Annotated in this window: 13 protein-coding genes; 10 read left to right on the top strand and 3 right to left on the bottom strand. The window is 71.8% G+C overall.

The genetic code is table 11. The features are described 5' to 3' along the window. Positions 1–74 precede the first annotated feature (74 nt). The 5 genes from AB0C36_RS26250 (at position 75) to AB0C36_RS26230 (ending at position 4,812) form a co-directional block, all read left to right on the top strand. The gene (locus tag AB0C36_RS26250) at positions 75–1,082 is read left to right on the top strand and encodes an ABC transporter substrate-binding protein (protein WP_358358223.1); all 1,008 of its coding nucleotides are present in this window, start codon (positions 75–77) and stop codon (positions 1,080–1,082) included. Further along, entirely contained in the window at positions 1,079–1,906 is an 828-nt protein-coding gene (locus tag AB0C36_RS26245) for a siderophore-interacting protein (RefSeq protein ID WP_358358220.1), read from the top strand. The genes AB0C36_RS26250 and AB0C36_RS26245 overlap by 4 nt, the downstream gene beginning before the upstream one ends. A 64-nt stretch (positions 1,907–1,970) precedes the next feature. Further along, on the top strand, positions 1,971–2,936 hold the full coding sequence (locus AB0C36_RS26240) for a FecCD family ABC transporter permease (protein WP_358358311.1): 966 nt from the start codon (positions 1,971–1,973) through the stop codon (positions 2,934–2,936). 149 nt (positions 2,937–3,085) lie between these two features. Beyond that, on the top strand, positions 3,086–4,039 hold the full coding sequence (locus tag AB0C36_RS26235) for a FecCD family ABC transporter permease (protein WP_358358308.1): 954 nt from the start codon (positions 3,086–3,088) through the stop codon (positions 4,037–4,039). After that, positions 4,036–4,812 (top strand): ABC transporter ATP-binding protein, encoded by a 777-nt coding sequence (locus AB0C36_RS26230; protein WP_358358218.1) that lies wholly within the window; start codon positions 4,036–4,038, stop codon positions 4,810–4,812. Before AB0C36_RS26235 ends, AB0C36_RS26230 begins: the two co-directional genes overlap by 4 nt. A 15-nt stretch (positions 4,813–4,827) precedes the next feature. Here the strand turns inward: AB0C36_RS26230 and nadE are convergent, their stop codons facing one another. Both nadE and AB0C36_RS26220 read right to left on the bottom strand, forming a co-directional pair. Next, a complete protein-coding gene (gene nadE, locus AB0C36_RS26225; protein ID WP_358358215.1) occupies positions 4,828–5,667 on the bottom strand; it encodes an NAD(+) synthase in 840 nt (279 codons plus the stop codon). 135 nt (positions 5,668–5,802) lie between these two features. Further along, complete coding sequence (locus tag AB0C36_RS26220) at positions 5,803–6,834, bottom strand: carboxymuconolactone decarboxylase family protein (protein WP_358358212.1); 1,032 nt, start codon at positions 6,832–6,834, stop codon at positions 5,803–5,805. A 289-nt stretch (positions 6,835–7,123) separates the two neighbouring features. Between AB0C36_RS26220 and AB0C36_RS26215 the strand changes: the two genes are divergently transcribed. Further along, positions 7,124–8,026, top strand: a complete 903-nt coding sequence (locus AB0C36_RS26215; protein WP_358358209.1) for an IclR family transcriptional regulator — start codon at positions 7,124–7,126, stop codon at positions 8,024–8,026. A gap of 74 nt (positions 8,027–8,100) precedes the next feature. Here AB0C36_RS26215 and AB0C36_RS26210 read toward each other — a convergent pair whose 3' ends face one another. Continuing rightward, positions 8,101–8,919: a hypothetical protein gene (locus tag AB0C36_RS26210; RefSeq protein WP_358358206.1), complete on the bottom strand. Its 819-nt coding sequence runs from the start codon at positions 8,917–8,919 to the stop codon at positions 8,101–8,103. A 609-nt stretch (positions 8,920–9,528) separates the two neighbouring features. Between AB0C36_RS26210 and ectA the strand changes: the two genes are divergently transcribed. From ectA to thpD, 4 genes are all read left to right on the top strand, one after another. Then, a complete protein-coding gene (gene ectA / locus AB0C36_RS26205) occupies positions 9,529–10,044 on the top strand; it encodes a diaminobutyrate acetyltransferase (protein WP_358358203.1) in 516 nt (171 codons plus the stop codon). A 75-nt stretch (positions 10,045–10,119) separates the two neighbouring features. Then, positions 10,120–11,400: a diaminobutyrate--2-oxoglutarate transaminase gene (gene ectB / locus AB0C36_RS26200; protein WP_358358200.1), complete on the top strand. Its 1,281-nt coding sequence runs from the start codon at positions 10,120–10,122 to the stop codon at positions 11,398–11,400. 34 nt (positions 11,401–11,434) lie between these two features. Beyond that, a complete protein-coding gene (locus tag AB0C36_RS26195) occupies positions 11,435–11,830 on the top strand; it encodes an ectoine synthase (protein ID WP_358358199.1) in 396 nt (131 codons plus the stop codon). Beyond that, positions 11,830–12,711: ectoine hydroxylase (thpD, locus tag AB0C36_RS26190; protein ID WP_358358196.1), on the top strand; the 882-nt coding region annotated here is incomplete at its 3' end. The genes AB0C36_RS26195 and thpD, both read left to right, overlap by 1 nt.

The raw sequence follows: 12,711 nt of genomic DNA, 5'->3' as shown, positions 1-12,711 counted from the left end.
GGTGAGGCTAGCCTAAGTTGGCCGCGCCGACCGATTGGGGGCGCCTGACCGCCGTTCGACCCAAAGGAAACCAAATGTCCGTTCGTCCGCCGCTCCGAATCGTCTCGGCCGGGTTGGCCACCGTGACCGCGGCCGCGCTCCTGGCGGGCTGCGGGTCCCACTCCGACGGCGACGCGAGCGGGGGCAAGGGCGCGACGCGCGTGGTCGCCGCCGACAACGGGCAGATCACCATCCCGGTCGACCCCAAGCGCGTGGTCGCGACCGGGTACGCGGTGCCGGTGCTGATCGAGGCGAAGGCCCCGCTCGTCGGCATATCCACCTGGCCGCGCGGCCTCGGGCTGATGACCCCTCAGGAGCGGACCGACTACGACAAGCTCCACAAGATCGGCGGCGCGACGGCCAAGGAGACCAACTACGAGGCCATCGCCGCCACGAAGCCGGACCTCATCATCATCGGCGTGCCCAAGCCGGTGCTCGGCGAGATCGACCTCAAGCGCCTGGAGTCGATCGCGCCGGTGGTCGCGATCGGCCCCAGCCTGCCGTCCGCCTGGCGCGAACTGTCGGCCCGTCAGGCCGACGCCGCGGGACGCGCGGGCCACACCGAGGAGACCCGCAAGGCGTACGAGAAGCGGACCGAGGAGCTGAAGGCCAAATACGCGGGCGCCGTCGGCGGCCTCAAGTTCGGCCACCTCGGCGCGTACAACGAGACCTCGCAGGGCACCTTCCAGCGCGAGTTCGCCGGTTCGTGGGGCACCAACATCGCGCAGGACATCGGCCTGAACTACTACGGCCAGGTCAAGAAGGACACGGGCGGTTCGTCCGCGGTCTCGGAGACGCCGTCCATCGAGGAGCTGCCCGCCAGCCTGGGCGAGGCGGACGTGATCACGTACACGGTCCAGGACGACGGCACCCCGAGCGCCGGCGTGCAGTACGTCCTCGACTCGCCGCTGTGGAAGAACCTGCCCGCGGTCAAGGCCGGCAAGGCCTACCCGATCCGGTACACGGCGGCGGCGACGTACGCGCAGGCGCAGCGCACGCTCGACTCCGTGGACCAGGCTCTCGCCCCTCTCCTGGCCAAGTGATCGGATCCGCCGTGCTCATCGAACGCGACAACCCCGGCCCGCGCGTCGCCGCCCACCACGCGGACGGCGAAGGCATCGCCAAGATCGGCTACCCGATCCACATCCGCACCGTCACGCTGCTGCGCAAGGAGTACGTGACCTCGTCGATCCTCCGCCTCACCGTCGGCGGCCCGGGTCTCGAAGGCTTCCACTCCTACCAGTGCGACGATCACTTCAAGATCGTCTTCCCGGACCCGGACGGCACGTTGCGTCTGCCGGTGCCCGACGACGAGCAGTCGCTGACCTGGCCGAAGCCGTCGCCGGTCAGCCGCCGGTACACGGCGCGGCGGTACGACGCCGGGGCCCGCGAGATGGACATCGACTTCGTCGTGCACCCCGGCGGGGTGGCCTCGGACTGGGCGGTCGCCGCCGAACCCGGCGATGACGTCGCGATCGCCGGGCCGCCCGGAGCCAAGGCGTTCCCGCACAACTACGACCACTACCTCTTCGCCGTCGACACCACCGCGCTGCCGGCTGCGGCACGGTGGCTGGAGGAGTCCCCGCGGGACGTGTCGGCGCACCTCGTGGTCGAGACCGGGCACCGCGACGAGCACCGGTACCCGCTCGCCGAGCGCCCGGGCGTCGAGGTGGTCTGGCTGACCCGCGGCGACACGTCCGGTCTCGCCGGCACCGTACGCGAACTGCCGCTCCCCGCCGGACGGGTCTTCCTGTTCGCGGCGGGCGAGGCCGACGACATCAAGCCGTTGCGCGCGTGGGCCAAGGACCGCCTCGACGCCCTGTTCACCGGGTACTGGAGGCGCGGTGTCGCCGGACTCGAAGACTGAAGAGGTCCCCGAGACCCGGCAAGTCCCGCGCACCGAGCCGGCCTCCGGGGCCGCCCCGGGCAAGATCCTGCTGCTCGTCGGCCTCGTCGCCCTGCTCACGGTGGTCTGCGGGCTCAGCCTCGCCATGGGCGCCCGGTCGATACCGCTCGGCGACGTCTGGCGCGCGCTCACCGATCCCGCAGGGCGTGACACCGATCTGACGATCCGTGACATCCGGGTCCCGCGCACCGTCCTGGGGATCTGCGTGGGCGCGGCGCTCGGTGTGGCCGGGGCCCTGACCCAGACCCTGACCCGGAACCCCTTGGCGGAGCCCGGCCTTCTCGGGATCACCCAGGGCGCGGGCTTCGCGGTGACGGTCGGCGCGACGACGGGCATCGCGGGGCGCCAGGACGTACAGGTGTCGCTGGCGCTGGCCGGGGCGCTCGTCGCGGGCGTCGTGGTCCACGCCGTCGGCCGCACCTCGCCGTTGCGGCTGGTGCTGGCCGGCGTCGCACTCGGTTCCGTGCTCACCGGCGTCTCGCTGTCGCTGCGCATCCTGGACCCGGACGCCTTCGACCACTACCGCTTCTGGAGCGTGGGCTCCCTCGCGGGCCGCGAACAGGTGCCGCTCCTGCTGCCGGTGCTGCTGATCGTGGGCGCGCTGATCGGCGCGTTCCTGCTCACCGGGGCGCTCAACACGCTCGCCCTGGGCGAGGACGTCGCGCACGGCCTCGGCGCCCATGTGGTCCGCACTCGCGTCGCGGTACTCGCCGTCGTGACCGTGCTGGCCGGCACCGCGACCGCCGTCGCGGGGCCGATCGCCTTTCTGGGCCTGATGGTTCCGCACATCGTGCGGCGCCCCGCGGGCGGGTCGGTGCCGTGGCTGCTGGCGTACAGCGCGCTTCTAGGACCGGTGCTGCTGCTCGCCTCCGACGTCACGGGCCGACTGCTGCTGCCGACCGGAGAGGTGCCGGTGGCCGTGGTCACCGCCTTCTTCGGCGCGCCGGTCCTCATCTGGGCCGTGCGGCGCTACGAAGGGAGTGCCCTGTGACCGGGCCGACGCGGACGCTCCCAGCGGCCGACTCGGCCCCGCACGCACCGGAGCCGGGCAAAGCCGCGCGGCCGCAGGCGGCGTACCGCCCCGGGCCGATCACCCGGGCCTGCCGTGCCCTCGGCGTCGAGCCCCGCGCGATCGGCGGAATGGCCGTGCTGCTGGTGCTGCTCCTGGGCTTCGCCGCGGCCGGCCTGTGCCGCGGGGACACCTGGAGCAACCCGCTCGACGTGGCCGACGCCCTCGCCGGGCACGGCGACCTGTCCGTCGTCGTACGCGAGTGGCGCCTGCCCCGGGTCGTCGCGGCCTGCCTGTTCGGCGCGCTGCTGGGCTGCGCCGGGGCGGTGTTCCAGAACCTGACGCGCAACGAACTGGGCAGCCCGGACGTGATCGGGCTCGACGTCGGCTCCTACACCGGCGCGCTCACCGTGATGGTGGTGATCGAGGGATCCACCGCCTCGACGGCGGCGGGCTCCGTCGTGGGAGGCCTGCTGACCGCGGCTGTGGTCCTCGCCCTCTCCACGCGCTCCGGCTTCGGCGGCCACCGGCTCATCGTGATCGGCATCGCGGTGAACGCCATGCTCACCGCGGTCAATTCGTGGATCATCCTGCGCGCCGACCTGGACATCGCGATCGCCGCCGAGATGTGGAACATCGGTTCGCTCAACGGTGTGGACTGGGCCGACCTGGACGTGGCGTTCGTCGTCGCCGCCGTGCTCGCGGTGCTGCTCGTGCTCAACGCGCGAGCGACCCAACAGGCCGCACTCGGCGACGCGATCGCGGTGACGTCGGGCGTCCGCCTCAACCGGCACCGCCTGCTGGCCGTCGTCGCGGGCGCCGGCTGCACCGCCACCGTGACCGCGATCACCGGCCCGATCGCGTTCGTCGCACTCGCCGCCCCGCACCTCGGCCGTGCGATCACCCGGTCGCCGGGCATCCAGTTCGTCCCCGCGGCGCTGACCGGAGCCGTCCTGCTGCTGAGCGCCGACCTGGTCGCGCAGACCGTGCTTGCGCCGGTGACGCTGCCGGTCGGCGTGGTGACCACCGCGATCGGCGGCGCGTACCTCCTGCTGCTGCTCCTCAAGGAAGTCAAACGATCGTGACCGCACGCCTGACCGCGCAGGACATCACCCTCACGTACGGCGACCGCACGGTGTCGGCGAACCTCACCCTCGCCCTCCCCGACGGGGCGTTCACCGCGATCATCGGCGCCAACGCGTCCGGCAAGTCGACCCTGCTGCGGGCGCTCGTACGCCTGTTGCGGCCGTCCACGGGAGCGGTGCTGCTCGACGGGCGCGACGTGCACGATTGCCGCCCCAAGGACATCGCCCGGGAAATGGCCTTCCTCCCCCAGGACTTGGCGGCCCCGGAGAACATCCTCGTACGCCAGCTCGTGGACCGCGGGCGCTTCCCGCACCGCTCGCTGCTCTCCGTCCGCACCGCCGCCGACATGCGGGCGGTCGACGAGGCGATGGACGCGGCGGGCGTGCGGGACCTGGCGGACCGCCCGGTCGCCCGGCTCTCCGGCGGGCAGCGCCAGCGCGTCTGGATCGCCATGGTGCTCGCGCAGCAGACCCCGTACGTGCTGCTGGACGAGCCGACGACCTTCCTCGACCTGGCGCACCAGTACCAGTTGCTGCGCCTGCTCGCCCGACTGCGCGACGACGGGCGCACGATCGTCGCGGTCCTGCACGACGTCAATCAGGCGTGTCGGTTCGCGGACCACATCGTGGCGATGAAGGACGGCCGGGTGTGCGCCGAGGGGGCGCCCGGCGACATCGTGGACGCCGCGCTGATGGACGAGGTGTTCGGCCTGCCGAGCCTCGTGGTGCCGGATCCCGTCACCGGGACGCCGATGGTCGTGCCGACCGCCTGAGCCGCGGCGCCCGGGTCACTGCCACCAGGTGTCGAGAGGCGTGGTGGGCAGCGCCCGCTTGTGCCGGGTCGCCAGGTACGTCGACTCCAGCTTCGCGGCCACCTCCGGCGGGACGTCGGCGCCTTCGAGGTAGTCGTCGATCTGCGCGTACGTCAGGCCCAGTGCCTCTTCGTCGGGGAGCGCCGGCCGGTCGTCCTCGAGGTCGGCGGTGGGCACCTTCTTCCAGACGCTGTCCGGCGCGCCCATCTCCTGGAGCAGCGCCGCGCCCTGACGCTTGGTCAGGCCGGTCAGCGGGGTGAGGTCGACGCCGCCGTCGCCGTACTTGGTGAAGAAGCCGGTCACCGCCTCGGCGGCATGGTCGGTTCCCACGACGAGCATATTGAGCTGCCCGGCGATGCCGTACTGGACCACCATGCGCTCACGCGCCTTGATGTTGCCGCGGACGAAGTCCCGCAGCACGGTGCCGTCGCCGAGCTCGTCCCGCAGGCCGCGGGCGGTCTCGGCGGCGACGGCGTCCGCACCCGGCTTCACGTTCACGGTGATCGACCGGTCGGGGCCGATGAAGCCGAGGGCGATCTGCGCGTCGTGCTCGTCGGCCTGTACGCCGTAAGGCAGGCGGACGGCGACGAAGGTCGCGTCGTGCCCCTCGGCGCGGAGCTCCTCGCAGGCGAGCTGGCACAGCCGGCCGGCGAGCGTGCTGTCCTGGCCGCCGCTGATCCCGAGGACGTAGCCCTGGGCCGGGGTCGACCGCAGGTAGGCCTTGAGGAAGTCGACGCGCCGCCGGATCTCGACCTTGGGGACGACGGTCGGCTTGACGCCGAGCTCGGCGACGATCTGCTCGCGGAGATTTGCCATCCCGGTACTGTACTGGCCCGATTTTCGGGCCGGCCGGGGCGGTGGCCGGGCTTCGGTGGACGGCCGGTCGACGGATGCCGAGGTGTGTCGGCAGGTGTCGGCACGTGTCGGCGGACCTCAGTGCGGGTCAGCCGGTCAGCGGGTGGGCGTGGGCAGCGGGATCTGCGCGGGGAGGTTGTCGGGGATGGTGCCGAGGCTGACCGCGATCTTGGAGAAGCCCATGAACAGCGCGAGTCCGGCGGTGAGCTCCACCGTGCCCGCCGGGCCGTAGGCGTCCAGGAGGTCGGTACGCAGGTCGTCGGTGACACCGTGCGGATTGCCGAGGAAGACGTCGGCGAGGCGGATGACGACCTTGTGGCGTTCCTCCAGGGCACTGGCCTCGAAACCGTCGTCGATGAGGGCCACGAGGTCTTCGGTGAGACCGGCTTGGCGGGCCTGGTCGTAGCGCACCGCGCGGCAGAAGCGGCAGTCGGTGACCCGGGCGTTGCGCAGCCGGGCGACCTCCTTGGAGGGGTGGTCGACGGTGCCGCCGGACCACAGCGTGCCGTAGAGCCGCAGGAAGGACGCCAGAAGATCGGGCTGGAGGGCGAACGGGCTGGCCGCGATGGGGTCGGTGGGGTCGGTCGGGGGCGGCGTCGCCGGAGCCGCGGGGTCCAGGCCCGGGAGGTCCGCCACGTGGGGTTCGGCAGCGGGGTCGGCCTCCGCGTGGGTGCCGAGCACGACCTGATAGCGGGCGAACCCGTCGAAGACCGCGCATGCCATCGCGAGCCCGACCAGGCCTGCTTCGCCGAGCAGTTCGGTAAGCCGGCCGCGCTCCGCGTCGGTGACGGATCCGGGGGCCATGACGAACTGCTCGGCGTATTGCAGGGCGGCGGACTCGGCGGCGTCGAACGCGCCGTCGCCGCTGCCGTGTTCGAGGCGGGCGACCTTGGCCTCGGAGAGACCCGCGTCCGCCGCGGGACGCGTGCGTACGGCCAGTTCGGAGTCGCACTCGTGCAACTGCGCTATTCGCAGGCGGCACAACTCGGTGATCACGACCGGGAGAACCTGGGGCTCCCACAAGCGCGTGAAGTAGTCGCCATAGCTGGTGCGCAGGGCCGGGAACAGCCCCAATGTGCCGGGAAAGTTCACCGCGGCGGGGGTGGTCCGGGACAGCCAACTCGTCATCTGGGCTCCTGGTCTCTGCTCCGGCCGCTACGCACACCGCAACTCCGAACCGCGGTCGCAACCCCGTGCCCGACGCCAAATCCCGGCGCATTGCCGCGATTTGGCGTCCCGGCCCGGATCCTCGTCGTGCACCGGAGGGCCTGACGTTCCCTGCTGTTCCAAATGGTGAATTCATGGTTCACTACTGTGAATCGATGGTAGGCGGGAATCTGACGCACCGTCAACGACCAGTCCTGGCCTGGCCTGGCTTGCCTTGGCTTGGTTTGGTTTGGCGGAAGGAGCGCACGCCATGGCGGAACGGATGTCCCCGTCGGCGGACCGCGTCGTGCTGATCCTCGGACTGCTCGCCGAACACCCGGCCGAGCGGCTGACGCTCACCGAGATCGCCACCCGGCTCGGCCTCAGCAAGCCCACCTGCCTGGGAGTCCTGGGCAGTCTCACCGCGGGCGGGCTGCTGACACGGGACGAGGACAAGGCGTACGCGCTCGGCCCGGCCCTGCTTCGTATGGGCAGCGCGGCGGAGAACAGCGTGGCCCCGCTCGACCTGATGCGGCCGTACCTGGACGGCCTGCACGGACGCCTGCGCGCGGGCTGCCTGATCGTGGGAAACGTCGAGAACGACATGGTCGTCCTGGACCGCCGGGGCACGCTGGCCGAGGGCGACGCACGGGACTTCGTCGGCGAGCGCTTCCCGCTCGTCCCGCCGCTCGGCCTCGTCAACCACCTGTGGAACCCAGACGGCGTGCTGGAGGACTGGCTCGCCCGCGAGCCGCTGGTGCGCCTCGATCCCGAACCCGGGCGACTGGCCGCGGTCGCCGCCGGCGCCCGCGAGCGCGGGTACGTCGTCGAACGGGCGGGCGGGCCCACCGACATCGGCCACGCGGTGGTCGCGCAGCTCGTGTCCTCGCATCTGCCCGAGCCGGTGCTCCGCAGGGTGTGCGCGCATCTGCCGCCGACCACATTTCGCGAGTACGAGGTCCCGGGCGAGGAGGATCCGCGCGTACCGGTGTCGAGCATTTCCGCGCCGGTCTTCGACCGCCGCGGGCGCCAGCGGTACCTGTTCACCGCCGTCCTGGACCGCAAGCTGTCCCCCGCCGAGCGCGAGGACGCGACCGCGGCCGTGGTCGCGGCCGGCCGCGCGTCCACCGAGGCCCTCGGCGGGCACAACCCCTGGGACACCGCCGCGCGCTGAACCGTCCCGGAACACGCTCGGCCCCCGACCGGCGACCGGTCGGGGGCCGAGTGCGTTCGGCACGGGCAGCGGTGCTACTCGATCACGACGCCCTTGTCCTTGTAGCTCTGCACCAGGGCCGCGAAGTCGGCCTCGGTCAGGTTCGCGACGGCCGAGCCCGCCAGGTTCTTCAGGTCGTCGAGGGTCGTGTTGCGGGTGAATCCGAGGCACGCCATGCGGCCCGCGCTGCTGAACTCCTTGATCTGCCCCACGTAGCCGTCCTCGGGGGGCAGCTTGTCGCAGGCGGTGGGATCCGCGGACGGGAAGATGGAGATCACCTTCCAGTGCGAGTTCGCACTCGAACACGGGACCGGGAGGATCGGGTCCACCACGATCGAGTTCCCGGCGACACTGTTTATGCAGTCGTCCACCTTCAGATTGGCGAGCACCGAACCCCGCGGGGCCGAGGACGACGACGGCGGCCGGGTGGGCGGCGTCGTCACCGGACGCGTGGTCGGCCCGGTGGGCTCGTCACTGGTCGGCGGGCGACTCGTGGGCTGCTTGGAGGTGGTCTCGGACGTCGGGCTCAGGGTCGGATCGGCCTTCTTCCCCTTGTCGTCGTCCTGGGTGAGCAGCACGCCGGCGACCACGCCGCCGATGACGAGCACCACGAGGGCGATCACCCCGATGATGATCCCGGTGCGATTGCCGCGGCCCGGCGGGGGCGGTGGTCCCTGCGGATAGCCGTGCGGGGGCCAGCCGCCGGGCGGGCCTCCCGAACCTCCGAGCCCTCCGGGCGGCACGGGTCCCCCGGGCGGAGGCGGAGGTCCCGGGTAGTTCCATCCGCCGCCGGGCGGTCCGGGCACGCCAGGAGGAGGTCCCGGCGGATAGCCGCCACCCTGGGGTATCGACATGCACACTCCTGTGGGACGGGTCCGGCCCAGTGACCGCACGCCCGGCTCCGGACTACCGGGCGGCGCCGCCTCACGGCGTTCCGGCGTCGCACCGGAAGAAACCACACGGCAGCACAGCGAGGATAAGGCGTGGTCGGCACCCACGGGGCACGTGCCTCCTCACATACGCCAAACGGTGCCCACACCGTGTCCTCCGCGGTCCGCCGCACGGTCGTCCCGGCCGCCGCGCCCCGCCCCCGCGCGACGTCGAACGGGCAACTGGTGGCAATCCTCACATCGAATGCGGACAACCCCGCCCCGCGCCGCATTTTGTCGACATTCCCACGCCCGGGCGACAGTCGGGCCGACGGGCGGGGCACACGGCAAGAGTGGTCATCTGTCCGGATTCTCGTCCGAATTGTCCGCTGATCGTCCGTCAAAAAGTCCCTGGCACACGAGAATCTCCCGTTTCGCGCGATCGGCGGACCACCCCGACACGGATTCGATGTTTGCCTGCGCGGAGGCCGGTCTACGCGTGCGGGTGCGCGTGAACCGTAGGCCGACAAAGCGCCGTCAGGGAACCCCCGGGGCCCCTGGCCCCGAAGTGACGTCTCGGTAAGTTGCCGTGGCATGGCTGAAACACGTTGTGCCGATGCCCTGACCCTGGAAGCGCCCACCGTGGAGGACGGGCCGGAGCTGTGGCGCCTGACCCGCGAGGTCGGGACGCTGGACCTGAACTCCGCGTACCACTACCTGCTGTGGTGCCGCGATTTCGCGGCGACCTCGGTCGTCGCCCGCCTCGACGGGCGCATGTGCGGCTTCGTGACCGGATATGTGCGCCCCGACGTACCCGACACCCTGATGGTGTGGCAGGTCGCCGTCGCCGACCACGCTCGCGGCCGCGGCATCGCCGCCCGCATGCTCGGCGAGCTGCTCGAACGGCGCGCGCCGCACGGCCAGGTCTTCGTCGAGGCGACCGTCACCCCCGACAACACGGCCTCGATGGCGCTCTTCAACGCGTTCGGCCGCGACCGCGCGATGCCGGTCTCCCGCTGCGACCTGTTCACCGCCGACCACTTCCCCGGCGGCGGGCACGAGCCCGAGGTCCTGTTCCGGATCGGCCCCCTCGCGTCCCTGGCGGGCTGAGCCGTGAGCGGAAGCCTGCTCCTCGCCGACGCGCTCGCGCAGCGCCACCTTCGCCCCCCACCCCCCGGAGGATCCATGACCACCGCCGCCCTGCCCGATGTCTTCACGTCGCTCGAGTCCGAGGTACGCAGTTACTGCCGGTCCTGGCCCGCGGTCTTCGACCGCGCCCAGGGCGCCCGGATCCACGACACCGCGGGCCGCTCCTGGCTCGACTTCTTCGCCGGGGCGGGCGCACTGAACTACGGGCACAACAACCCGCACCTCAAACGCGCGCTCCTCGACTACCTGGAACGCGACGGCGTCACGCACTCGCTCGACATGTCCACGGCCGCCAAGCAGGCGTTCCTGGAGAGGTTCGAGGAGGTCGTCCTGCGTCCGCGCGGCCTCGACTACAAAGTGCAGTTCCCCGGGCCGACCGGAGCCAACACCGTCGAGTCGGCGCTCAAGCTGGCCCGCAAGGTGACCGGCCGCGAGGCGGTGGTCGGCTTCACCAACGCGTTCCACGGCATGACGCTCGGCGCACTCGCGGTCACCGGCAACTCGATGAAGCGCGCGGGCGCCGGGATCCCACTCGTGCACGCGACGCCCATGCCGTACGACAACTACCTCGGCGGCCAGACCCCGGACTTCCTGTGGTTCGAGACGCTGCTGCAGGACAGCGGCAGCGGCCTCAACAAGCCGGCCGCCGTCATCGTCGAGACCGTGCAGGGTGAAGGCGGCGTCAACGTCGCCCGTCCGGAGTGGCTGCGCGGTCTGGCCGAGCTGTGCGCACGGCACGAGATCCTGCTGATCGTCGACGACGTGCAGATGGGCTGCGGCCGCACCGGTCCCTTCTTCAGCTTCGAGGCCGCCGGGATCACGCCCGACATCGTGTGCCTGTCCAAGTCCATCAGCGGCTACGGCCTGCCCATGGCCCTCACCCTGTTCCGCCGCGACCTGGACCTGTGGGCGCCCGGCGAGCACAACGGCACCTTCCGCGGCCACAACCCGGCCTTCGTCACCGCGACCGCGGCCCTCGACTTCTGGCGCGACGACGCCCTGGAGAAGCAGACGCTCGCCGCGGGCGAGCGGATCGGCCGCGCCCTGGCCGAGCTGGCCCAGGAGTACGCGCCGCTGGGCGCCGAGGCGCGCGGCGCCGGCCTGATCCGCGGACTGGCGTTCGACGACCCGGGCACCGCCGACCGGATCGGCGCCGCCGCGTTCGAGCGCGGCCTGCTCGTGGAGACCTCCGGACCCCGCGGCGAGGTGCTGAAGCTCATGCCGCCGCTCACCGTGACGACCGCGGAGATCGACGAGGGCCTCGCGCTGCTCGCCGACGCCGTCCGGGCGGTGGTGCCCAAGACGACCGCAGCCTGACCCCCGATCGAACGAACTGCGAGGAACCCCACACATGATCGTCCTGTCCATCGACGACCTCGACGGCACCGAGCGCGACGTGCGCGCCGAGACCTGGCGCAGCCGCCGCATGGTCCTGGCCCGCGAAGGCGTCGGCTTCTCCCTGCACGAGACCGTGATGTACGCGGGCACCGAGACGTCCATGTGGTACGCCAACCACATCGAAGCCGTGTACTGCGTCCAGGGCCACGGCGAACTGACCGACGACGAAACCGGTGAGCGGCACCGCATCGGCCCCGGCTCGCTCTACGTCCTCGACGGCAACGAGCGCCACACCATGCGGCCCGCCGGCGACATGCGGTTCGTCTGCGTCTTCAACCCGCCGTGCACCGGACGGGAGGTCCACGACGAACACGGGGTCTACCCCCTGCTGACCGAGGAGGCGGTCTGATGACGATCCGAACCGACACGGAGAGCGCGCCGTCCGTCGACGCGTACCCGACCCGCGAGGCGGCGACCGCGTACGTCGAGGCCCCGCGCCCCGATCCGGTCGTCTGGACCGGCGGGCCGCCCGGACCGCTGACCCCCGCGGAGCTGGACGGCTATCGGAGAAACGGTTTTCTGACCGCGGAGTCGCTGCTCAACCCACTCGAAGTCGCACAGTTCCTCGGCGAGTTGCACCGGCTGCGTACCGAACCCGACGGGCGCCGCGACGAGCGCGCGATCCGCGAGCCCGGCTCGGACGAGGTGCGGTCGATCTTCGAAGTCCACCGCATCAGCCCGATGCTGGCCCGGCTCGCCGCCGACCCCCGGCTGGTGGCGCGCGCCCGGCAGGTGCTCGGCTCGGAGGTCTACATCCACCAGAGCCGGGTCAACTACAAGCCCGGCTACGGGGGCAACGGCTTCTACTGGCACTCGGACTTCGAGACCTGGCACAGCGAGGACGGCATGCCCCGCCCGCGCGCGCTCAGCGTCTCGATCGCGCTGACCGACAACCTGCCGAGCAACGGGCCGCTGATGATCATGCCCGGCTCGCACCGCACGTTCCTGCCGTGCCCCGGCCGCACGCCGCCCGAACACCACCGGGTGTCGTTGCGCGACCAGCAGGTCGGCACGCCGGGCCCGGCGGACGTACGGCGGCTCGCGGACCGGCACGGCATCGCGCAGGTCACCGGGCCGGCCGGGTCGGCGACGTTCTTCGACTCCAACTGCATGCACGGGTCGAACGGCAACATCACGCCGTACGAGCGCGCCAACGTGTTCATCGTCTACAACAGCGTGGAGAACGCCCTCGTCGAGCCGTTCGCCGCACCGGCGCCGCGCCCCGAGCAC

This window comes from Streptodolium elevatio (genome assembly GCF_040649515.1).
In the GTDB taxonomy this organism is placed as follows: Bacteria; Actinomycetota; Actinomycetes; order Streptomycetales; family Streptomycetaceae; genus Yinghuangia; species Yinghuangia elevatio.
The sequence above is the reverse complement of the archived record's forward strand: the minus strand, read 5'-3'. Positions and strand labels throughout refer to the sequence as shown.